At 47.0% G+C, this 22,348-nt stretch carries 17 protein-coding genes and 1 pseudogene; 8 read left to right on the forward strand and 10 right to left on the reverse strand.

What is annotated here, in order from left to right:
* Positions 1–3: 3 nt before the first annotated feature.
* Complete coding sequence (locus HPS56_RS06120) at positions 4–2,970, reverse strand: PEP/pyruvate-binding domain-containing protein (protein WP_172275275.1); 2,967 nt, start codon at positions 2,968–2,970, stop codon at positions 4–6.
* Positions 2,971–3,234: 264 nt separating this feature from the next.
* Between HPS56_RS06120 and HPS56_RS06125 the strand changes: the two genes are divergently transcribed.
* The 4 genes from HPS56_RS06125 (at position 3,235) to HPS56_RS06140 (ending at position 6,282) form a co-directional block, all read left to right on the forward strand.
* A complete protein-coding gene (locus tag HPS56_RS06125; protein WP_172275276.1) occupies positions 3,235–4,212 on the forward strand; it encodes an SPFH domain-containing protein in 978 nt (325 codons plus the stop codon).
* Between the two features lie 3 nt (positions 4,213–4,215).
* Positions 4,216–4,404, forward strand: a complete 189-nt coding sequence (locus HPS56_RS06130) for a type II toxin-antitoxin system antitoxin (protein WP_172275277.1) — start codon at positions 4,216–4,218, stop codon at positions 4,402–4,404.
* Between the two features lies 1 nt (position 4,405).
* The gene (locus HPS56_RS06135) at positions 4,406–4,921 is read left to right on the forward strand and encodes a DUF1648 domain-containing protein (protein ID WP_172275278.1); all 516 of its coding nucleotides are present in this window, start codon (positions 4,406–4,408) and stop codon (positions 4,919–4,921) included.
* Between the two features lie 77 nt (positions 4,922–4,998).
* A complete protein-coding gene (locus tag HPS56_RS06140) occupies positions 4,999–6,282 on the forward strand; it encodes an O-acetylhomoserine aminocarboxypropyltransferase/cysteine synthase family protein (protein ID WP_172275279.1) in 1,284 nt (427 codons plus the stop codon).
* Between the two features lie 521 nt (positions 6,283–6,803).
* Here the strand turns inward: HPS56_RS06140 and HPS56_RS06145 are convergent.
* The 4 genes from HPS56_RS06145 to HPS56_RS06160 form a co-directional block, all read right to left on the reverse strand.
* Entirely contained in the window at positions 6,804–8,318 is a 1,515-nt protein-coding gene (locus HPS56_RS06145; RefSeq protein ID WP_216655764.1) for a DHHW family protein, read from the reverse strand.
* 68 nt (positions 8,319–8,386) lie between these two features.
* Complete coding sequence (locus tag HPS56_RS06150) at positions 8,387–9,484, reverse strand: DHHW family protein (protein WP_172275280.1); 1,098 nt, start codon at positions 9,482–9,484, stop codon at positions 8,387–8,389.
* Between the two features lie 25 nt (positions 9,485–9,509).
* Positions 9,510–10,973 (reverse strand): MBOAT family O-acyltransferase, encoded by a 1,464-nt coding sequence (locus tag HPS56_RS06155; RefSeq protein WP_172275281.1) that lies wholly within the window; start codon positions 10,971–10,973, stop codon positions 9,510–9,512.
* A gap of 104 nt (positions 10,974–11,077) precedes the next feature.
* Positions 11,078–11,899 (reverse strand): SGNH/GDSL hydrolase family protein, encoded by an 822-nt coding sequence (locus HPS56_RS06160; RefSeq protein ID WP_172275282.1) that lies wholly within the window; start codon positions 11,897–11,899, stop codon positions 11,078–11,080.
* A 270-nt stretch (positions 11,900–12,169) separates the two neighbouring features.
* Between HPS56_RS06160 and HPS56_RS06165 the strand changes: the two are divergent.
* Positions 12,170–13,072: pseudogene (locus tag HPS56_RS06165) on the forward strand (pectinesterase family protein); the annotation flags it as partial.
* Positions 13,073–13,095: 23 nt separating this feature from the next.
* Complete coding sequence (locus HPS56_RS06170) at positions 13,096–14,412, forward strand: glycoside hydrolase family 88 protein (RefSeq protein WP_253952400.1); 1,317 nt, start codon at positions 13,096–13,098, stop codon at positions 14,410–14,412.
* A gap of 238 nt (positions 14,413–14,650) precedes the next feature.
* Here the strand turns inward: HPS56_RS06170 and HPS56_RS06175 are convergent, their stop codons facing one another.
* Positions 14,651–15,658: a YqiA/YcfP family alpha/beta fold hydrolase gene (locus HPS56_RS06175; RefSeq protein WP_253952401.1), complete on the reverse strand. Its 1,008-nt coding sequence runs from the start codon at positions 15,656–15,658 to the stop codon at positions 14,651–14,653.
* A gap of 136 nt (positions 15,659–15,794) precedes the next feature.
* On the opposite strand from HPS56_RS06175, the gene HPS56_RS06180 reads away from it, so the two are divergent.
* Together HPS56_RS06180 and HPS56_RS06185 are read left to right on the forward strand one after the other, a co-directional pair.
* Entirely contained in the window at positions 15,795–17,588 is a 1,794-nt protein-coding gene (locus HPS56_RS06180; protein ID WP_172275284.1) for a MutS-related protein, read from the forward strand.
* A gap of 261 nt (positions 17,589–17,849) precedes the next feature.
* Positions 17,850–18,854 (forward strand): class II fructose-bisphosphate aldolase, encoded by a 1,005-nt coding sequence (locus tag HPS56_RS06185; protein ID WP_172275285.1) that lies wholly within the window; start codon positions 17,850–17,852, stop codon positions 18,852–18,854.
* Between the two features lie 85 nt (positions 18,855–18,939).
* Here the strand turns inward: HPS56_RS06185 and HPS56_RS06190 are convergent, their stop codons facing one another.
* The 4 genes from HPS56_RS06190 to radC form a co-directional block, all read right to left on the reverse strand.
* Entirely contained in the window at positions 18,940–20,208 is a 1,269-nt protein-coding gene (locus tag HPS56_RS06190; protein WP_172275286.1) for a porin family protein, read from the reverse strand.
* Positions 20,205–20,795 (reverse strand): RNA polymerase sigma factor, encoded by a 591-nt coding sequence (locus HPS56_RS06195; protein ID WP_253952402.1) that lies wholly within the window; start codon positions 20,793–20,795, stop codon positions 20,205–20,207. The genes HPS56_RS06190 and HPS56_RS06195 overlap by 4 nt, the downstream gene beginning before the upstream one ends.
* Positions 20,795–21,493, reverse strand: coding sequence for a NigD1/NigD2 family lipoprotein (locus HPS56_RS06200; RefSeq protein WP_172275287.1), 699 nt, complete (start codon positions 21,491–21,493; stop codon positions 20,795–20,797). The genes HPS56_RS06195 and HPS56_RS06200 overlap by 1 nt, the downstream gene beginning before the upstream one ends.
* Before the next feature lie 153 nt (positions 21,494–21,646).
* A complete protein-coding gene (radC, locus tag HPS56_RS06205; RefSeq protein ID WP_172275288.1) occupies positions 21,647–22,333 on the reverse strand; it encodes a RadC family protein in 687 nt (228 codons plus the stop codon).
* Positions 22,334–22,348 lie beyond the last annotated feature (15 nt).

Genomic DNA, 22,348 nt, shown 5'->3' on the forward strand with positions numbered 1-22,348 from the left:
GTGTCACGACTCATCCATCGTCACTACCCCTTCCTGTCTCATTCCGTCCATCATTATCCTCAACGGATGCCCGAAACGCACATGACGCACATGTTCTGTTTCCTCCACAGCCGGCATTGCATCAAGAACATCCTTGCGGAAAAGTCCGTCGCCATTGAAAGTGTTGATTGTAAAATAGCCCACACCGAATGATGTGAGATTCTGGAAGAAATGTGTTCCCTGACTCGGATCAACACGATAGTTCTTCAATCCCGACTCTACGATGAGGCGGGCCGCACTGATATGCGGCCATTTCACCGGTATGCCGAGCCAATAGTCACTTGAGCCCCACCGTCCCGGCCCCACAAGCACATAGTTGCGTCCGTCGGCAAGGAATTTTCTGTTTATCCGTTCTATCTCACAGGCTATGGCCGGATTGTCTGCGGCGGTAAAGTCGTCACCGGTCTTTACATACAGTACGTCTGTAACGTCTTCCGATATTCCATGGCCGAGGGAGTTATGCGAACGCAGCAGACATTTGTCGTCGGGTATTGCCATAATGTCTTCGTCGAGCATCTGTTTGCTGTCGACAATAGGACGTATCTGAAGAAGATAAAGCGCACCTGTCTTATCTGAATCTATGTTACAGGCAAACTCTATCTCGACGGGACGGCGCATCTCATCTGCTCCGAGACGCTGTATATCCTGCAACAGTTCCGGAAGAGGGAACACCCCGTGACGCAATACGCCACTGAAAGATATCACCTTGCGTCCCCCATCATATATGCCGTCGCGTATCACCTGGTCATAAGGGTCGTATGTCGATGCTATATACTGAAGGGAGCCGTCCTTGTCGGCTTCCTTCACACGCAGGTTGAGGATATTGAATCCGTCGTCCACTTCGAAATTCTCGCCCACGTGTTTCATGTCGAGTGCATAGAATCGTGTCTGTGTATCACGCAGGGCTGTCTCCATCTCGCTTGTCTGAAGCACCTGTGTCGGATGATACGGACTTACGCGCAACGTCTGTCCGCCGTCTACAATATACTTGCCCAGCCCGAGAGCGAGGTTTGCTATGCCCTCACCGGCTTTCTCGTCGCCTATGGGATAATAGTTTATAGAACGCAACACTCCGCTGAAATTGGGGTAAAAGCGCCCGTCGTATTCCTTGCCGACAACTTCCTGAAGTATCACGGCCATCTTCTCCTGATCTATCACGTTGCTCGTGGCTGTCATATATGCCTTCGAGTCTCTGTAATACACCGAGGCATATACTCCCTTTATCGCACATGCCAGCATGCGCAACATCTCATACCTATCCTCAAGATACGGTATCATATATGTGGAATATATCCCTGCAAAAGGCTGGTAATGGCTGTCTTCGAGAAGCGATGACGAACGCACGGCAATCGGAGCTTTCACGGCATCGAAGAATGTAAAGAAGTCTGCAATGAGCGAATCCGGAAGCTGTGCTCTCATGAAATGGTTTAGAATGTCTTGGTCAGACGCATCGCTGAGGGCTATCTGATAAAGATTGTTCTTCTCCATGAACTCATCGAACAGGTCGGTACACAGCACGAGTGTCTTGGGTATTGTCACAACGGCATTGTCGAACCTGTTCAGTTCCGGATGACGCTTTATGATATTGTCGAGAAATGCAAGGCCGCGCCCTTTTCCTCCTAAGGAGCCGTCGCCAATACGCGCAAAATGGCCGTAGGCATCGAACTTTCCGCGGTCAAACACCGCTACGATACCGATGTTCTTCATCCTGCGGTATTGCACGATTGCATCAAAGATTATTTTCCTATGGGCGTCCACATCCTGAAGTTTATGCCAGGTAACGTTTTTCAGAAATGCCGATACGGGAAATATGGCCCTGGCACACAGCCAACGGCTCATGTGGTTGCGCGACACATGATAAAGCATGGAATCGTTCGGTATCTTGAAAATATTGTCCTGCAGCTCCTTAAGAGTGTGTATACGCATTATCTCGTTGTGAGTGGCCGGATCGCGGAAGATAAAGTCACCGAACCCCATGTGCTCTTCCATAAGCTTGCGCAGGTCGATATTCATTTTCTTGGAGTTCTTGTCGACGAAGCGGAAACCTTCAGCCTCAGCCTTATCCCGGTTAAGAGACTCCGAACTCTCCATAATCAGGGGCACATACTCATCTCTGCGGCGTATCTCGCGCAACAGCTTCAGTCCCGCCTCAGCATCTTTCACACCGTCTTTCGGAAAACGTGCGTCGCTTATCACACCGAGAGTGTTGTCGGCATATCTTTCATAAAGTTCCATGGCCTCTTCGTATGTACGGGCAAGCACTACCTTCGGGCGGCCTCGCTTGCGTTGTGCCGCAGCATGTGGATTCAGTGCTTCTGTCGAGAAACTTTTGCTCTGAAGAAGAATATAATTATAAAGGTTCGGAAGGATGGAAGAATAGAACCGTATACTGTCTTCCACAAGCATTATCATCTGAACACCGGCCTCGCTGATATCGTGGTCGATGTTCATCTTGTCTTCAATAAGCTTTATTATCGACAGTATCAGGTTGGTGTTGCCGAGCCAGCAGAATACGTAGTCGAACATCGACAAGTCTTCATCCTGTATCCTTCGGGTAATTCCGTGAGAGAACGGGGTGAGAACAACACAGGGTATGTCGGGGAAATCGGCTTTCACGGCACGGGCTACATCAAAGGCATCGTTGTCCGCATTTCCCGGCATACAGATTACAAGGTCTATGTCCGTTGTCTTGAGTACCTCGTTTGCCTCTTCCGTCGTGCTCACCTGAGTGAACGTTGGAGGATAGCGCAGCCCCAAATCCATATACTCATCGAATATTTTCTCGTCTACACGCCCGTCATCCTCCAACATAAACGCGTCATAAGGATTGGCAACAATAAGGACATTGAATATGCGGCGTGTCATAAGGTTTACGAAAGACACGTCTTTCAGATAGAACTGATTCCATTCCTGCGGAATTTTAGCACTCATCGGTATAAAAAATGAATTAAACTATATCTGATGCAAAATTAATGAAAATAGCATTAACAAAAGAACAAATGCCATGAAAACGCAAGTATGCGGAATAAAAACCATGACAGTGAATGCAATCAAATACCATAATCCAATTAAAACGGCAAAAGGGTTAAACAACATTAAAATCCACATACAAGATTTTGTATACTGGTAATAAGTAATTATCTTTGTGATATCAAAACAATATCATTATTTCTAATCTTTAAAGCTATCACAATTATGGAAAGTAAAGAGTTTAAATTCAACGGTGCTACAGTAAACGGATTTGCAATGCTGTTTCTGAACATTGCGATGAACATTGCCGGTATCGCATCTATTGTCTACGGTGCAATGCTCGAAGGCACAGTCGGTGGAATAGTTCTTATGTGTCTTGGCATAGCAATGCTGATCACCACATTGTTTATATGGGGAGGATTCATAAAGCTCGAACCTGGCGAGGCCCGCGTGATGGTGTTTTTCGGCAAATATCGCGGCACTTTCACCGACACAGGCTACTTTTGGGTAAACCCGTTCATCACTACAAAAAAACTTTCACTCCGGGCACGCAACCTCGATGCCGATCCGATAAAGGTGAACGACAAGACAGGCAATCCGGTGATGATAGGTATGGTGCTCGTATGGAAATTGCACGACACCTACAAGGCCATGTTTGAGATAGACTCCCAGACCATGGCACAGTCATCAGGCTCAACGAATAAAAACGAAGTGTCGATAGGCACATCTGTGACAAGCATGATGAGTGCGTTTGAGAACTTCGTAAGGGTGCAGAGCGATGCGGCATTACGTCAGGTGGCAGGACAATATGCATACGATGACACAGACAGTGACGGAAAGGAGCTTACCCTCCGCAGCGGTGGTGAAGAGATAAACCAGCAGCTTGAGCAGAAGCTTGACGAACGCCTGGCAATGGCCGGCATCGAAATCGTAGAGGCACGTATAAACTACCTGGCATACGCTCCCGAGATTGCTGCGGTAATGTTGCGACGCCAACAGGCCACCGCTATAATATCCGCACGCGAGAAGATTGTGGAAGGTGCGGTGTCGATGGTTAAGATGGCACTCAACAAGCTCTCCGACGAAAACATTGTAGAACTCGACGACGACAAGAAGGCGGCCATGGTAAGTAATCTGCTTGTGGTCCTCTGTGGCGACGAGTCGGCACAACCGGTTGTAAACACAGGTACCCTTAACCACTAACCCATGGCAAAGAAAGAAAACAGTACGAAAAGCTTCATACTGCGCATCGACAGCGAGACAATGGGAGCAATCGAGGCTTGGGCGGCAGACGAGTTCCGCTCGACCAACGGACAGCTCCAAAGGATTATCGCCGAGGCCCTGCGCAAGGCCGGACGGCTGCCGAAGAAGAAAAAAAAGACTGGGGAGGAATGACATGACAACGATAAATCCAAACAACGACAGACGCGACATAAAGGTATACCGGACAACCGAAGGTACGGTTTTCGAACTGATGGGAGCTGTGATTGTCATAATATTATGGGCACTCACACTATGGTTTTACCAAACCTCTCCCGACAAGATTCCGACACATTTCGACATTACAGGCACTCCGGATGCCTATGGTGACAAGTCTTCGCTGATACTTCTGGCTCTGACGGGGACAGCGATTGTTACCGTCACTCTCTGCACCGCCTACTTTCCACGACTGTTCAATACGCCTGTGAAAATAAGCAACGCAGTCCAATATGCCATTGCAATAAGGATGGTGAGGATAATATCGATCCTGTGCGGAGTCATGTTTCTTATGATTACCGTAATGTCGGGATGTGGAAATGAAAGAATGACAGGTTTATGTTCAAAACTGCTGATTGCCGTACTTGTCTTAATCCTTCTTGTCACTATTTATTACACAGAAAAGATGCGCAGAGCAGGAAAGAAACATGATTGACTTGCACGGACGGTGATTTTTTAATACCTTTACAGCCGATTTATAAAACCCTACACAAAATTAAAAGCAATAAAGAAATGAGTAAGAAACTGAAAACGGCATCGCTATGCGTCCATGCCGGCTACAAGCCAAAGAACGGTGAGCCAATAGAACTTCCAATTATTCAGAGTACCACATTCAAATATGACAACAGCGAGGAAATGGCCATGCTGTTCGACCTGAAAAAAGAGGGATACTTCTATACCCGTCTTCAAAACCCGACAAATGATGCCGTGGCAGCAAAGATTGCCGCCCTTGAAGGCGGCATCGGTGCCGTACTCACATCGTCAGGACAGGCGGCCAACTTCTACGCCGTGTTCAATATATGCGAGGCCGGCGACCATATCGTGACGTCAAACGAGATATACGGGGGAACGTTCAACCTGTTTGGAGTGACTCTCAAAAAGCTCGGTATAGAATGCACTTTCATTAATCCTGATGCAAGTGAGGAGGAAATACAACAGGCTTTCAGACCCAACACAAAAGCCATGTTCGGAGAGACGGTTTCCAATCCGGGATGCAGGGTCCTCGACATAGAGAAGTTTGCAAGGATTGCCCATAGGAACGGTGTGCCGCTCATCATAGACAACACGTTTGCCACACCGGTGAACTGCCGCCCCTTTGAATGGGGATGCGACATCATCACACACTCGACGACAAAATACATGGACGGCCACGCCACACAGGTAGGCGGATGTGTGGTGGACAGCGGAAACTTCGACTGGAACGCATACGCAGATAAATTTCCCGGACTGTGCTCTCCTGACGAGTCATATCATGGGCTGACATACACGAAGGCTTTCGGCAAAATGGGATATATTACAAAACTTGTGGCGCAGCTGATGAGAGACCTCGGCTCCATTCCCTCGCCTCATAACTCATTCCTTCTCAACCTCGGACTGGAAACCTTGCATCTGCGCATGCGCCAGCATTGCGGCAATGCACAGAAAGTGGCGGAATTTCTGAGCGGTGACAGTCGTGTGGCATGGGTGAACTATCCTGGCCTGAAAGAATCGCCAAGTCATGCATTGGCAGAAAAGTATCTTCCTGGAGGAAGCTGCGGAGTAATGGCGTTCGGTCTGAAAGGCAACCGCGATACGGCAATAAAGTTTATGGACGCCCTTAAGATGATAAACATCGTGACCCACGTGGCCGACATACGCACATGCGTGCTGCATCCGGCCAGCCATACCCATCGCCAACTCAGCGAGGAACAGCTCCGAGCTGCCGGCATAGCTCCGGACCTAATACGCCTTTCCGTTGGTATAGAGGATGCCGATGATATTATCGATGACATCCGCCAGGCACTCGACAATCTGTAAGACAAACCATAAAATATAAAAGAGTAACGGGTAGTGTTCCAAAATGGAAAGGACATTACCCGTTAACCATATAAAGTTTTTGATGTTAATACTTATCCGAATATGCCAACGTGGGCCGGATAAATATTCTCTGAAATATCCATAGCATGTCTGCAGTTTTACTATGCAATTTTATTCCATAATCCCGATTAAGGCTTAAGAAGCCGGAAAAACGCCAGTCTCCTGGCTCAACAATCATAGGCACGAAGAACGAACAACAAATGTTAAAAGTGTATTTGGGCTAAATACACTCTGTATGCAGGCTGAATACACAGTGTATGTAGGCTAAATACACTGTGTATATAGCCCAAATACACTTTATGAACTGCCGTATGGTCTGTGCCCTTCTGTAGCGCCTTGTTTATCCGATGAACCGACATCTACATCCAACAGGCCGATTGACATAAAATAAGATTAAAGTATTAGGATTCCTCAACAGATAATAATGTAGAATCCCTGCGTACGGTACTGGAGACTATACATCAAATGTCATTACCCGTGGAATCGGCCTCTGCTTTTGGCTGCGTATTTTCCTTTTGCCTGTTGCTGAATGCGGAATCGGCAGATGGCACATGATGTTCCTGAGCGTCAGCATGACGTACATTTCCCGGATGCAAACCGGCCGAGTCGGCTGCCACAGGCGACGGAGTATGTATTCCTGAACCGTCGGCCTGGGTAAGAAACCTGGCATAGCGGCTGCAGAAACGCGGATTATAGGCATTGAATATATTATTTGCAAAGAGAATGTCTGTTATGCCGTTGCCAACGACATATTCTTTCATATTCTTTGTAAAATACCGCGTATCCACCACATGCACTTCCTCGAACGAGAAGAACAGATATCCGGGTATGGCATTGCCGAAACTGTCTTTAAGTATGAGCACACGGCGGCCGTTGTTTGTCGACGTGACAACCTTCGTTATCTTGGCGTCGCTGCCCATGAAGGTGCAGTAGGCTCCGCCGCTGCCGTCCTTAAACTTATAAAAGAACGGGCCTTTATACGGTTTGCCCATTCCTGTCACATGATAACTCTTGTCTATCCGGTAGTCGATATATGTTGTGTTGAATGTCACTCCCGAAGGCACGTAATACACAAAATCCTCCGGAGCGTTCTTTATGGATATATCCTTTGAATAGCCGTACATGCTGCCTACATATCCGTGAACGACCTTGCGGGTATAGCTGTCCAGCTCTCTGAACGGCACTCCGGCCACACGTGCGAATTCCTTTGCCGCATAGAATGCTCCGAGCGGTGACCAGTGGTGATCCGTACGCAGATAGATATCCTCATCGGCATGCTTGCCCAACGATGTATATACATCCACTGCCTTCACATTGCCGTTCAGCCGGGAATGCACGTTGTTTATGGTAGGCCACTGTCTGTTTGTCGCCTTTCTGGCCTGTTCGGGACAATAATACTCTATGGCCGTGGGAATGACCATACAGTATACATTCACTTTGCTTCCGAATGTTTCCTTGTACTTATTTGCCACATCGGCGTATGCGCCTCCTCCGCGAGGGCCTCCTCCGTAAGCCATGAGCGCACGCACCTTGTCGCCCCTGCCTACAATCACTATTCCTGCATTGGCAATCTTTGCGCTTCCGTCGTCCGGGGTGTCGTTGACGTAGCCGTCCACAAGTCCGTCACCTCCGGAATCCGACACCGCCCCTGTATCTTCATCATCTTCTGTCACAACGGCATCCGTTTTCTCCGCGGCATGAAAGGTTATCTGGTCTTCTGAGGCGGACAGACGCATAAAATCCTTGAGATGCAGGCTGACGGCCATCAGTTCGTCACGAAAAGGCTCGCTGTCGCTGAACCACGAAGACACCTCCTTTGTAAAAGCACCGCTTATAAGCCTCTCAACGGTAAAGTCGGGGAACACGGCCAGGTCGCGTTTTTCCAAATGGGAATACGTGCTGCGCGGAAGCGTATCGAACACCGTGACAAAGGCGGCAAACACCAGGCCTATAATGAATATATACAGTTTGTTCATCTCAATGATATTTTTCTGTCTTTCCTATATATTATATCTTTGTAAAAATCACATGCAGTAATATGCGGTCACTGCTGTTCCATCATCATCCTGTAACGCCTGCCTGTAGACGCCATGTTTGCATGTATAAGATTGTTGGCAAACAACACGTCTGTAATTCCGTTGTCCTTGCCGTATGATATCACGTTTCCCGTGAAATATCTGAAATCCACCACATGTATCTCCTCAAAGGAGCCGAACAGATATCCCGGCAGGGCATTGCCGTAGCTGTCTTTGAGTATCATAAGCTTCCGGCCGTTCTTAGCGGATGTCGACACTTTCACCATACGTGTGTCACCGCCCATAAAAGTGCAGTATGCCCCACCGTGGCCGTCGCTGTATGGAATGAAGAAACGTCCGTCCTCAGGTTCGCTCACTCCTATGACATTCTTACGGCTGTCGAATTTGTAATACCTGTATGTAGTGGTATACGATGAATCCTGAGGGACATAATACACAAAATCTTCCGGAGCTTTCTTAACCGCGATATTTCCTGAAAAACGGTACATGCTGCCTACATAGTCTCTTACAGTCCGCACATCATACTCTGTTATATCCCTGAACGGCACACCTGCCTTTCCGGCAAAGGCCTCTGCGGCATAATATGCGCCGAGCGGCGCCCAATGATGGTCTGTGCGGGAATAGATAGGCTCTCCGGCACGGCTCTGCAACACCGGAAAAATATCGACCGGTGCAACCGAATCGGACAACAGGGAATACATATCGCATATCGCCTGATACTCATCGCGTGTTTTCCCGCGCATGCTGTCCGGACAATAAAACGCAACGGCTGTGGGGATGACCATACAATATACATTCACACTGTCGCCCAAAGCCCGCTTATAGCTGTTTACCGCCGCCACGTATTCTTCCGCATACTGTCTGGAACCGTGAAATATCTCAAGCGCACGGGTGTTCATTCCGGTGTCTACGACGAGTATTCCCTCTGACCGGCGCGGCACCGCACGACGCACAGGTCTGCGGGCGGTCTTTCTGCGCACCGTCTTCTTCCTTACCGCAGTTTTTCCTGCCGCAGGTCTCACTGCCATATAGGCAACCGCATATACGCCTGTTCCACCGGCAAAAATCATGGACAGCATTATCAGTGATATTATTATCTTGTTCATAAACAGTATTTTATATGTTACATCATCAGAATCTCGTATATATGAAGGCATTGTTTGTGGCTCCAACGAGAAGTGCCGCACTAATGCCAAGCATTGCCACCGATATGACTACGCGCACTGTGAATATCACAGCCGAATGCACGCATCCGCTCTCTCCTGTAATGCGGCTCACAAGCCTGTAACCATAGCTGCGCAAGGGCATACAGAACGCCACGGCCACTATCCATAGCCAGAAATTATCCATAAGCGAGGCTTCGGCAACAAAGTCGGTAAACTGTTCCGCATTGCCTGTGAAGGCATTGAAAAACAACTGAAGCGAATTGAAGTCATCGAAATAGAATATCCCCCATCCCGCTATCACAAGCAGCATGCTGTATATATGCAGCAACGGTGACGGGATACGGTCTTTTATTCTCAGCAACGTATACTTCTCCAGCATCACTATCACACCGAAATACACGCCCCAGATTATAAAGTTCCAGCTTGCACCGTGCCACATTCCTGTCAAAAACCATACCACCATGATATTGAATGCCTGGTGACTGCGGTTACCTCCCATTGGAATATATACATAGTCGCGGAAAAAGCTTCCGAGAGAAATATGCCATCTGCGCCAGAAATCCGTTATAGTGTCGCAGCAATACGGATGGTTGAAGTTCTCCCTGAAATGGAATCCAAGACACCGGCCTATTCCTATTGCCATGTCGGAATAGCCGGAAAAGTCGAAGTATATCTGAAGCGTATATGCCGAAATGCCAATCCAGGCACCAAGGGTGGTCAGTTCTCCAAGTCCCGTGCCCGAGGAAAGGAAAGCATCCGATATCTCCGACAACTGATTGGCCAGTATCACCTTTTTTCCAAGCCCTATGAGAAAACGGTATGTCCCGGCCGCCACATCACCGGAAGTCACCTTACGACAGGCTATCTCAGCCGCCACCGTACCATAACGCACAATAGGACCGGCGATAAGCTGTGGAAACATGGATATGTAAAGCAGCAGATCCATAAACCGGCGCTGCACGGGCGACTCACGACGGTAGACATCCACCAGATATGATATGGACTGAAATACATAGAAGCTTATACCTATCGGAAGGGCAATTTTCGGCACTCCTACGTTCACGCCCCAATCATTGATCGTCTGGGCAAAGAAGCCTGCATATTTGAAAGTTCCCAATATGCTGAGATTGCATATCACGCCAAAGGCAAGTGCCAGCTTCCTCCTGATGTTTCCACCGCTGATACACAGACCGGTCAGATAGTTAAGCAACACACAAAGAAGCATCAGAAATACATATACCGGTTCGCCCCAGGCATAGAATACAAGCGAGAAAAAGACTAATACAAGATTCTTGGCCTTATTCATATTGACACAGCCGGCCTCATCACGGCTTACAGGAAGACAGCGGTCGACCCATGCACCCATGAGATAGCAGAGCATGAAAGCCGGAAGAAACACAAAAAGAAAAAAAAGATCAGAAAATACCATTTCGTATCTGTTGATGAATCCGTTTATTAAGTAATAACCTCTATTATAGTATGTATATGATAGTTCCGAACATCTTCAAATCAGGAATCAATACACCTCGCGAATCAGAAATGAAGCATCGGAGCTATCATATTGGCGATATAGTATCCGTTACGCCGTGCCCCGTACTCACTGGTATGCACCCCGTCACCGGTGGTTCTCCGGACATTTGTGCCCCGGACACCATATACGGCACCGCCATAATCCTGACGTATGACATTTATACCCATCATCCGACCGCACTCCTCTATCACATCACCCGCCTTTCTTATCATATCGGCCGGCACCTTTGCCGACTGTATCGGAGTAAGCATAACTATCTGTGCATCAGGAAAGGCTTCAATAAGCAATTCGCAGCCATAGCGCACAGATTCGGCAAGAGACAGCACCGACGACACCTTGCGTCCGGTGATGTATCCCGTGGAAACGGCAAACACATCCGCAACAGACTTTCCGAAAACTCCCGGACGTTTGCCATGAAACCACGCGTCGTTGGTGCCGGCCGATATGACAATCAGTTGCGGAACCGGCTGAACACCTTTGCGGCAGGCTTCCACAAGACGGTTTATCTGATTATATATGACATTATTGTCGCCAAGCACACTTATATTCTCTGCCGTGGCATACACCGTGCGGGAAGTATTGCTCCACGTGGCACCACTGCGTGCATAGCTTATACATGAGGCCGGGGCAAACCGCTCCTTAAACCATTTGCTCCACCCCGTGGCGACATTACAGCTGTCACCTCCTATAGATGTATTGGAATCACCAAGAAGCACAACGTTAATACTCCCGTGTGCATCGGCTGCCGGATGTCCGGCAACATTTGCCGGTAAAAATACCGAAAACAATAACCGGACAAAAACGGCAAAAACTTTGTTTCTCATTAAAAACTTAAAGACCTTTTTCCTTAAACTGTTCTGTGAATGAACAATACCTTTATTTTCAAGGATGCAAAAATACAAAAAAACAAGCAAACAAACCCGAAATACAGAGATTTTTCGTAAATTTGCCTGTGATAACAAACTGCGGCAACCGTTTGCCGCCTACAATCCAAGTAACTTAAAAACAAACATCAATAAAAAATGAAGAAAGTATTTTCATTTCTTACCATGCTCATGGTAACCTTTGTCGCCATGGCCCAGACAAAAGAAAAGTACGACTTTGTCGTTGCACAAGACGGCAGCGGAGACTTCAAGACCGTTCAGGAAGCGATCAATGCTGTTCCGGATTACCGCAAGGCCGGTGAGACAAGAATCCTGATACGTAAAGGGGTATACAAAGAGAAAGTCATTGTACCGGAAAGCAAGCAAAACGTGACGCTGATTGGCGAAGACGAATATGAAACTGTACTCACATACGACGACTACGCCTCGAAACCTAACATATTCGGAGAAAATAAAGGCACATCCGGCTCATCGTCATTTTATGTCTACGGTCCGGACTTCCATGCCGAGAACATCACTTTCAGCAATACTGCCGGTCCGGTAGGACAGGCAGTGGCGATGTTTGTAAGCGGCAATAGGGCCATATTCGTAAACTGCCGCTTCAAAGGCTTCCAGGACACACTTTATACCTATGGCAAACGCTCTAAGCAATACTATAAGAACTGCTATATAGAAGGAACGGTTGACTTTATATTCGGTGCGTCCACATGTTTCTTCGACAACTGCGAAATACGAAGTCTCGGGCGAGGGTATCTCACCGCCGCATCCACACTCCAGGACGTAGAATACGGGTATGTGATGTATCAATGCCGTCTCACCGCTGCTGACAAAGTGGAAAAAGTGATGCTCGGACGTCCGTGGCGTCCTTATGCAAAGACTGTATTCATTGACTGTCTCATGGACACCCACATCGCACCCGAGGGATGGCACAATTGGGGCGTTGAAAAAGAAAAAACGGCATTCTACGGCGAGACAGGTTCACACAATTATGCCAACGATCCGATAGACGTAAGCAAACGTGTGACATGGACGCGAAAGATAAATCCGCTTGACTACACTATAGACAAGGTGTTGTCAGACCCGGACAAACCGGACTGGTACTTAAACATATAAATGATTTCCGATACATTCCGCCCATGCGCATACTAATGACAATATCACTGCTTCTGGCTGTCACGGCATCCAAGGCCGACACCTTTGTGAGCGACACGGTGATGAAACATGCAGATAACGTGGCTTCCTATTTCATGACCCGATATCCTGATGTCGGAGCTGACAGCTACGTAGACGGGAAAAAACGTAACAGCCGTATATGGACCCGCAGTGTCTTTTACGAAGGACTGCTCAACATATATAGAGAACAGCCAAAAGAAGAATGGCTGAAGTATGCCGAAGACTGGGGAAGGTTCCACAAATGGATAAGCAGCTCCGACAGCGAGGCACGCAACGCCAACGCCGACTATCAGTGTTGCGGACAGGCATATCTGCAAATGTATATGATGAAGCCGTCTGAGACCGTAAGGATGGAACACATCAAGATGCGCATAGACCAGATGACTGCCACAGGAAAGACTGACTACTGGTCGTGGATAGATGCCATACAGATGAGCATGCCTGTGTTCGCGCTTCTTGGAGACATAACACATGACGGCATCTACTGGCAACGGATGTACGAACTGTACCAATTCACACGCAATCGTCACGGAGGCAGCAAAAAAGGAGGCGGCAAACCGCTGTTCAACACCGCCACCGGCCTCTGGTACCGCGATTATCAGTACGATCCGCCATACCGCGACCTTACCGAACCTGACAAAGACTGCTACTGGAGCCGCGGCAACGGTTGGGTGTACATGGCACTGGTACGCGTGATGCAGTTCACTCCCGAAACGGAACCACACCGTACGGAATATATCAACGACTTCCTGCTAATGAGTAGCGGGTTGCTCGGATGCCAGCGTGCCGACGGCTCATGGAACGTAAGCCTGGCCGCACCGACAAACTATGGACAGCCCGGAAGCGAAGGACCGGAGATGACAGGCACGTCATTGTTTGTAGGAGGAATGGCCTACGGTGTGCGGACAGGATTGCTCGACAGCGCGACATACATGCCTGCAATAAGAAAGGGATGGGAAGCGATGCGCCGTGCAGTGCACGACGACACCGGATTCGTGGGCTATCTACAGGGAACGGGAGCAAAGCCCGAAGACGGAGGTGTCATCACATACAATTCCATTCCAAATTTCGAGGATTTCGGATACGGATGCTGGCTGTGGGGAGCCGCGGAAGTGCATGCCCTGGCCAAAAAACTCGAATCCTCAGCGAGCGGAATAAAGGAAACAAAAGATTCCGGAAACACATACGACGGATATTACTACGACCTCACAGGACGCCGCGTATCATCACCGGTAAAAGGAAACATATACATACACCGCAAGCATGCGGTGATATTCTAAGTAGCGAAAATATAATCCCGGATAATCCGATAACATTTTCTTACGGATTATCCGGGATTCATAAAACTTTTTATGTTTATAATAACTTATATCAGGTGTATACCCTAAAAAAGTATTATCGCAGACTGTCATGGATTCTTATCTGCGGGCCTTGCCACGAAGAATCTCCCTATGCTTCCGATCCTTTTTCTCAGAGACATCACACCCCATCCGGCTTATCAAAAAGATTATGTTATGACTATTGCCCATTAAGACGGCTGAAAAACTCAAGAATATCCTCCCATGTTTTGAATGTTTCCGAGCCCAGTTCTATACGCGTACTCATAAAGTCGGCCGAACCACCGTTACTGCAGGCGTCTATAAGATAGTCACCGTATAAAAGGTCCTTACGGTTGGTAAGTATAAGCTTTCTATATGCAGGCACACCGAGATTGTCGAACGTCCATTCCTGCATTCTTACGGGGTACGAGGAATCATTGTCTGGCAGTGCGGCCACTATATACACGTCATACTTCTCTATCAGATATCTGTAGGTCTTCATCATACTCGGCATCGGTATGCCGTTGCGTTCCATCGTGTCTTCTAGAGAGATGTATATGATGTTACGGCATATTCCATTTTGCCGGTCGTCAACAAGGCGTATAACCGGCATTACGGAATGCATCAGAACGGTGTCGTTCATCCTGTGCTCCCCATGAAAGCGAAGCGCGTTCTTATAGTTTTGGGAAAATATTCCGTATGTGTCAACCACGGGGTCATCGGTACCGAAAAGTCCGAACACGCGGTCTTGCTCATCATCGGTGATACCGCTGAAGCATTGACCACACATTTCCAGATACTGCTCCTGCAGATGTTTGGTCATGATAAAATCCTTTGCCCCGTCCTTTCTCGGGTTGAAGAACGTTATCTTACCGAGCATATTTCTCTTGAGAATGGTTTCCCCTATGCGAAACGCCGGATTGATAAGTATGCGGTCGAAGCCACGGAGCATCTCCGTATACATCCCGCCCATAGATGTGCCTATGATAAGGTCAGGACATTGTTCGTCACACGTGTCACGGAGCAGGGCCATGGCTTCCCGGGGAATTATGGGCAAGTCGGGGGCTATCACCTCAGTTCCTGGCAGCAACTCGCGTATCCTCGTGACCGTTCCGGACTGTCCCGATGAGCCGAAACCGTGTACATACAATATTTTCTTGCCTTTCATCACATCGGGATATTGCTTTATATAAGAATTCGTTGCCATGCTTACAGTAGAAATCTATTAATAATTCTTGCTATCATTTAAAAGTCTTGCAAAGTTAATAAAATAATTGTTCTGCATTGTGACAACAGGGGAAAAAGCCCTAACTTTGCACGCAATTTTAAATATTACATAAGTAATGTCGGAAAATTTATCTGAAAAGTATTCGGTACAGGCGGATATCCTGACCGGCAAAGTGCACAGATGCAGACAGAAAGGACGTATGTTCGTTGCCATGGAACTTGGGGCCTTTACCGGTGCGGTGGCGATGACAGTACTATACACCGTCTATGGATCAACACCATATATAATAACAGCGGTATTGCTGTTAGGCGCATATATTACCATGAGGCAGTTTGATGCTTCAAACAGCAAGAAAGCAGAGCGTCTTGAGGCACTGCACAAAGTATATATAAACGAACTTCGTTATCTTTCCGGTGATTATTCGTGTTTTGACGACGGAACAGTATATATAGATCCATCTCACGCTTACTCATACGATATGGACCTGTTCGGAAAACTGTCGCTTTTCAACAGGATAAACCGTACTGTCACCATCGGAGGCCGCGACCGGTTAGCACATTGTCTCACATCATTATATATGAATAAGGAAGAGATAGACCGGCGTGCGCTTGCCGTGAACAGGATTGCAGAAATGGAACGGGAAAGGGCAGCATTCATGGCCGTCGCTTCAAGAGGACCTATAGACACCCAACTTGTTCTCAACATTATTTCCCGTGTGGAAAAAATGAATTTGCCATTATGGCCGGCCTCAACAGTCGCTTTTGTTGCGGCATCGGTCTCAGTGGCTGTGTTTGCCAGTCTCGTGGCTCTTTCAATCTTTACTGACCTCACCCCGGGAGTTCCGTTCCTGTGGGCTACGCTTCAGTTTGCCACAGTGCTTGTTTTATGTTCTCGGGCATGCCGTAAGATAGGCAGTGCGGCAGACTGTCTGTCGAAACATCTCAAAGGTTATACGGAGCTGATGCGCATCATTGATGAGACCGGCCTTGACAACATGGCTGCTTCAGAACTTAAGTCCGGTGGGATGGCAGGTGCCTTGTCGGCATTCTGCGAACTTGACAAGCTGCTTCGCGGTTTCGACCGCCGTAGCGGAATGCTTGGTCCGTTGGTGTTCGACACACTGGAACTTAAGGGGTACTTCCTCATAAGAGGCTTTCTCGTGTGGCGCAGAAACTACATCAACCGTATGAGCGGATGGATAAACGATGTAAGCATTCTCGATGCACTTGTGTCGATGGCTACTTTCAGATACAATGAGCCGTCAGCCGGACAAGCAGTCATTTCCGATGAAGATAAGGTGGTTTACAACGTGAAAGGCCTGCGCCATCCGTTTTTGGGACAAAAAGCCGTAGGCAACGATTTTACGGCAGCAGACGGGAACTACTATATTATAACAGGAGCCAACATGGCAGGCAAGAGCACGTTTTTGCGGGCACTTGGAATAAACTATATACTGGCAGTAAACGGCATGCCCGTATTTGCCGACAGCATGAATGTGTCTCTGTTCAATCTATTCAGCAGTATGCGCACCAACGATGACCTCGGTCATGGCATAAGCTACTTTAATGCCGAACTGCTGAGACTAAGACAGCTTACGGAAAGTTGCAAGACCGCCCCGCACACATTAATTATATTGGATGAAATTTTAAAGGGCACCAATTCTCTCGACAAACTCAACGGTTCACGCATGTTTCTTGAGGCGGTGTCACGCCTGCCTGTCACGGGAATCATAGCAACACATGACCTGGAACTGTCAAGGATGGCGGATGAGCGTCCGGAGAGGTTTCATAACTGCTGTTTCGAGATTGAGCTGTCCGACAAGATTACATATACATACAGGCTCACAGACGGAGTAGCCAGAAATCAAAATGCCACATACCTTCTTCGAGACATTATATCCGGTATCTGACATAGCATATAACCGGCCATACCGAGTCCGGGCTATGCCATACATATTATCACCAGTCTGTCATAAAACACTACAGCTATGATTTTGTAATCTGTGTTTTACAATTAATGTGAATTTGATGGAAAGAATCAGAATATATAATGATAATCATAGTTTGCAGGCTATAAAAATGTTGATAATTCTTGTATTTGCGGAATTTAAATATTAACTTTGCGCCCGGAAAATCGGAATTTTCTAATTAACAACAAAATATATAAGAATATGGCAAGTTACAAAGATTTAGGCCTCGTGAACACCCGCGAGATGTTTAAGAGAGCTATCAACGGCGGTTATGCCGTACCTGCGTTCAACTTCAACAACATGGAGCAATTGCAGGCAATTATCAAAGCTTCTTCAGAACTTAAGTCTCCGGTTATATTGCAGGTGTCAAAGGGTGCCCGCAACTATGCCAACCAGACTTTGCTGCAGTATATGGCACAGGGTGCCGTAGAATATGCCAAGGAACTCGGTTGCGCACATCCTGAGATTGTACTCCATCTTGATCATGGCGACAGTTTTGAGCTTTGCAAGAGTTGTGTTGACATGGGCTTCTCTTCAGTAATGATTGACGGTTCTTCTCTTCCTTACGATGAGAACGTTGCCCTGACAAAGAAAGTTGTTGAATATGCTCACGCACACGATGTTACAGTAGAGGGTGAGCTCGGTGTTCTTGCCGGTGTAGAGGACGAGGTTGCCTCAGAGGAATCTCATTATACAAAGCCCGAAGAAGTTATAGACTTTGTGACAAAGACAGGAGTTGACTCTCTGGCCATATCAATAGGCACTTCTCACGGTGCTTACAAGTTCAAGCCCGAGCAGTGTACTCTTGATCCAGAGACAGGTCGTCTTGTTCCTCCTCCATTGGCATTCGATATTCTTGATGAGATCATGCAGAAACTTCCTGGTTTCCCGATTGTTCTCCACGGTTCATCTTCTGTACCTCAGGAATATGTAGATATAATCAACCAATATGGCGGCAAGTTGCCTAATGCGGTAGGCATCCCGGAAGAACAGCTTCGCAAAGCCTCAGAGAGTGCTGTTTGCAAGATAAACATAGACTCTGACTCGCGTCTTGCTTTTACGGCTGCCGTTCGCAAGACACTTGCGGAAAAACCTGCAGAGTTTGACCCGCGCAAGTATTGCGGTCCAGCACGTGACCTCATGGAGGAAATGTACAGACATAAGATTACAGAAGTTCTCGGCTCAGACAATAAACTGGCAGAGTAATTCTGAATAGACATATTTCAATTTTCATTCATTTTTCGGGCGATAAGGCAATGTCTTACCGCCCGAATATTTTTATTCAACCATTTCACCTTATATCATATCTCAGGCCTACACTAAGACTGAAACTGAGCGGTTTGTCATTATAGAAAGTGGGAACACTGCTGTGATTGTTTAGATAATAATTAACCCCTGGCTCCACAAAAAGACCTATACGGCGGTAAAGACTAAGCCCTGCTCCCAACGACCCGCCTACAGACAGTTGCAGAGGAGATATCGAAACATTCTCTGTGGAATATGTATCAGGCCGGCCAAATACACTTACACGTGTATGCGTCTTCCCGCTAACCATCTTCTCAACCATTCCGCCTCCGGAAACATACAGGTTAATATACTTGCTGCGCCATATACTGTAGCTAATCTCTAAAGGAATACCTATATAATGAAGTTTCTGATTGGAATATGACGAATGATTGATTCCTTCCATACCTATATCGGAACGGAGAATACTATACACTATACCGCTTTCCAAACTCCAACGGCCAGTAAGACGATAACCAACGCCTATTCCTATACGCACAGGCTGATGATGACGTACTTCTGTAACAGGCTGTCCTACCGGACTGCCATTTGAGTCATGTATACCATTGGAACCCATTCCCCCATAATAATCATTCTCAACAATGTCATTACCTTTCATTTCCGACATCGTCCCACCGGCAACAGAGTTGCCCATATACAACCCAGCCATAAGACGACTATCCTTATATGAATAATCCTTATTCCGAACGACCTTATGCCGGTCTGAACGATAACGGTCATCTTTGGAAAATACGTTATATGAATAAGCATACTCCGTATCTTTATCCTGCACATCCTCCACACCGACAGTATCTACATCTACCGGTTTTACAGCCAATACTTCATGCTCCGATTTGATTTGCTCGGAAGTCTCTACCTTATGCCGAGCATCCCGACCATCAACATCATCAGGCAATGATTCCAACGTTCCGTCCACAGACCTTATCTCATCTCCGACTGCCCTTATATGGGAAAGCAATCCACCGGTTTCATCCGTATTCTTCTCCACGCCAGCCCTTTTCACAACGACAACCTCCCGGCTAATCTCATCATTCATAACCACACCGATACCGATAAGAATCAACAACACAGCAGCCACGGCTGCAATATGCCGGCTCCACACAACGGGCCTGTTTTCAACATCAGGCTTCCGGCTACGCCCGTCAATGTCATGCAATGCGCGTTCCACCTCATGCCATGACACATCAGGCAAGGGTGCCGCATGACTTTCCATCATCCGCCTAATATCATCTTTCCATCGTCCGTTCATGCTCATCGGTGTTTTTTTCTATATTCATTTAACTTTCCGGCAAGTATTATTCTTGCCCTGTGATACTGCGAAGCCGAAGTAGTCTCTTTTATGCCAAGTAATTCTGATATTTCCTTATGACTCCTATTCTCGATGACAAACAGGTTTAGCACCGTGCGATATCCCAACGGCAATTCCCTTATCATCGCATGGACCACATCAGGAGGAATACCGTCCACATCAGGATCATCCCATTCCGGATCTGACACTCCGGAAACACCATAAACAGAGAAACTGGCATCATCGTCCATGGAAACTATCGAACGGTAATCATTCTTCTTTATAAAATCAAGGGACATATTCACGGTAATCCTTACAGACCAGTTTTTCAACGAGCCTTTACCACGGTATTCAAACTTTTCTATACTGCCGAATATTTTTATCAGACAATCCTGAACTATGTCTTTCACATCTTCATCATTACCAATATAACGTGAACAGACAGAAGAAAGGAAGCCTCCATAACGTTTATAGAACTCCCGCATAGCCAAAGGTTCTCCTTTACGAAGACGCCTCACAAGCTCCCTTTCCTCATCATGTCCGACAAAAAGCATCAGTCTGCCGTGTCCTTACGCTGGAAATATGTAAATTCTCTTGTTCTTTCGCCTGTATACGACTTCCACATAAGAATAATCTTAAAGGGTTCCCCTCCTTCGTTGAAATAGTCTGGAAGTCGGAATGCAACAACGCCGTCACCGGCTACTCCCGTATATGTATCACCGTCTGCCTTATGGCTGAACTGTAATATAGGACCATCATGATTTATATCATCACGAAGCACAAGGTTCACAGCATGTTTACTGCCTGGATTCCAACGCGTACGAAAACGTATTGTCAGATAACCGTCTTCCGTTCCCATCTCCCAGGAATCCAATATTTCCACGGGATCCGTAGCAAAATCCGGATTATCCCTGAAATCCCTTATGGAATAAGTCGGCTTGGTAAGGATGCTGTCTATCCAGTTTATCCTTACATTCATGTCTGACATGCCGGTAGAAAGCCTTGTATAGTTTACAAATGCCCTCACCTCCTTATTACCGAAAGGCGATGACTTCATATTCTGGGGAACAAGAATCTTATTGTCCGTCAGCTGCAGTACAAACGATGTATTATCGCTATTAGGCTTAACCGTGACTATGGCATTAGGAACAGATGATATATACACCATATCATCATCGTTGTCACACGAAGACAAAACAAACGACAACACCGGAATAAGCATAACTAATAAAAAGAATCTGAATCTGTTCATAACATTTTATGGTTTAATTGTTAATAACTGCCTGTTGCATGATTACTACACAATACAGGCTTATACGTAAAAAATAATGAGCCGACTGTTGCAACCGCTCATATATAAAACAGAATTAAACATAAACCTCGCACCGCAAAACGTTAAACAGAGTTAAAGAAGTCCTTCTTCCCTATATGAATAATATTTCCCATCGGTAATTATAATATGATCAAGAAAATATATTCTCATCGCAGCACATGCAGCCTTAACCATTTCTGTCAGCCGTGTGTCCTCTGCGCTCGGCCTTGCATTATTGCTGGGATGATTATGACACAGTGCCACCACCGTTGCATTACACAGCAATGCATCGCGCATTATCACACGCACGTCGACAGCAGTCTCACTGAGCCCGCCATGCGACAGTCTCTCTTTCTTTATAAGCTTCAGACTCCGATTCATAAACAACACCCAAGCCTCCTCAACATCAAGATCCTGCATGACCGGATGCATGATATTGTATATGGCTGTGGCAGAACTCAAGTCAGGCCTATCCTCCGCCTGCTCCAACTGTCTGCGCTTACCGAGCTCACATGCGGCAAGTATGGATATAGCCTTTGCCGGGCCTACCCCTTTATATTTTGTCAGATCGCTTATAGACTTCTTGCCGAGTGTGTTCAGATTGTTATTGCAATCACTCATAACACGCTTCATAAGTTCCACCGCACTTTCCTTAGGCGAGCCGGAACCAATGAGTATGGCCAAAAGCTCTGCGTTCGACAACGCAGGTGCTCCCATTCTTTCCAATTTCTCACGCGGACGGTCTTCCTCCGCCCACATGTTGATGCTCAGTTTGCCCATATATTGCTATTTAAT

This window comes from Xylanibacter muris (assembly GCF_013166605.1).
In the GTDB taxonomy this organism is placed as follows: Bacteria; Bacteroidota; Bacteroidia; order Bacteroidales; family Bacteroidaceae; genus Prevotella; species Prevotella muris.

What these genes read in the sequence shown, in the direction of transcription:
- HPS56_RS06120 (WP_172275275.1), bottom strand. Translation starts at nt 2,970, where the DNA reads ATGAGTGCTAAAATTCCGCAGGAATGGAATCAGTTCTATCTGAAAGAC.
- HPS56_RS06125 (WP_172275276.1), top strand. Translation starts at nt 3,235, where the DNA reads ATGGAAAGTAAAGAGTTTAAATTCAACGGTGCTACAGTAAACGGATTT.
- HPS56_RS06130 (WP_172275277.1), top strand. Translation starts at nt 4,216, where the DNA reads ATGGCAAAGAAAGAAAACAGTACGAAAAGCTTCATACTGCGCATCGAC.
- HPS56_RS06135 (WP_172275278.1), top strand. Translation starts at nt 4,406, where the DNA reads ATGACAACGATAAATCCAAACAACGACAGACGCGACATAAAGGTATAC.
- HPS56_RS06140 (WP_172275279.1), top strand. Translation starts at nt 4,999, where the DNA reads ATGAGTAAGAAACTGAAAACGGCATCGCTATGCGTCCATGCCGGCTAC.
- HPS56_RS06145 (WP_216655764.1), bottom strand. Translation starts at nt 8,318, where the DNA reads ATGAACAAACTGTATATATTCATTATAGGCCTGGTGTTTGCCGCCTTT.
- HPS56_RS06150 (WP_172275280.1), bottom strand. Translation starts at nt 9,484, where the DNA reads ATGAACAAGATAATAATATCACTGATAATGCTGTCCATGATTTTTGCC.
- HPS56_RS06155 (WP_172275281.1), bottom strand. Translation starts at nt 10,973, where the DNA reads ATGGTATTTTCTGATCTTTTTTTTCTTTTTGTGTTTCTTCCGGCTTTC.
- HPS56_RS06160 (WP_172275282.1), bottom strand. Translation starts at nt 11,899, where the DNA reads ATGAGAAACAAAGTTTTTGCCGTTTTTGTCCGGTTATTGTTTTCGGTA.
- HPS56_RS06170 (WP_253952400.1), top strand. Translation starts at nt 13,096, where the DNA reads ATGCGCATACTAATGACAATATCACTGCTTCTGGCTGTCACGGCATCC.
- HPS56_RS06175 (WP_253952401.1), bottom strand. Translation starts at nt 15,658, where the DNA reads ATGGCAACGAATTCTTATATAAAGCAATATCCCGATGTGATGAAAGGC.
- HPS56_RS06180 (WP_172275284.1), top strand. Translation starts at nt 15,795, where the DNA reads ATGTCGGAAAATTTATCTGAAAAGTATTCGGTACAGGCGGATATCCTG.
- HPS56_RS06185 (WP_172275285.1), top strand. Translation starts at nt 17,850, where the DNA reads ATGGCAAGTTACAAAGATTTAGGCCTCGTGAACACCCGCGAGATGTTT.
- HPS56_RS06190 (WP_172275286.1), bottom strand. Translation starts at nt 20,208, where the DNA reads ATGAGCATGAACGGACGATGGAAAGATGATATTAGGCGGATGATGGAA.
- HPS56_RS06195 (WP_253952402.1), bottom strand. Translation starts at nt 20,795, where the DNA reads ATGCTTTTTGTCGGACATGATGAGGAAAGGGAGCTTGTGAGGCGTCTT.
- HPS56_RS06200 (WP_172275287.1), bottom strand. Translation starts at nt 21,493, where the DNA reads ATGAACAGATTCAGATTCTTTTTATTAGTTATGCTTATTCCGGTGTTG.
- radC (WP_172275288.1), bottom strand. Translation starts at nt 22,333, where the DNA reads ATGGGCAAACTGAGCATCAACATGTGGGCGGAGGAAGACCGTCCGCGT.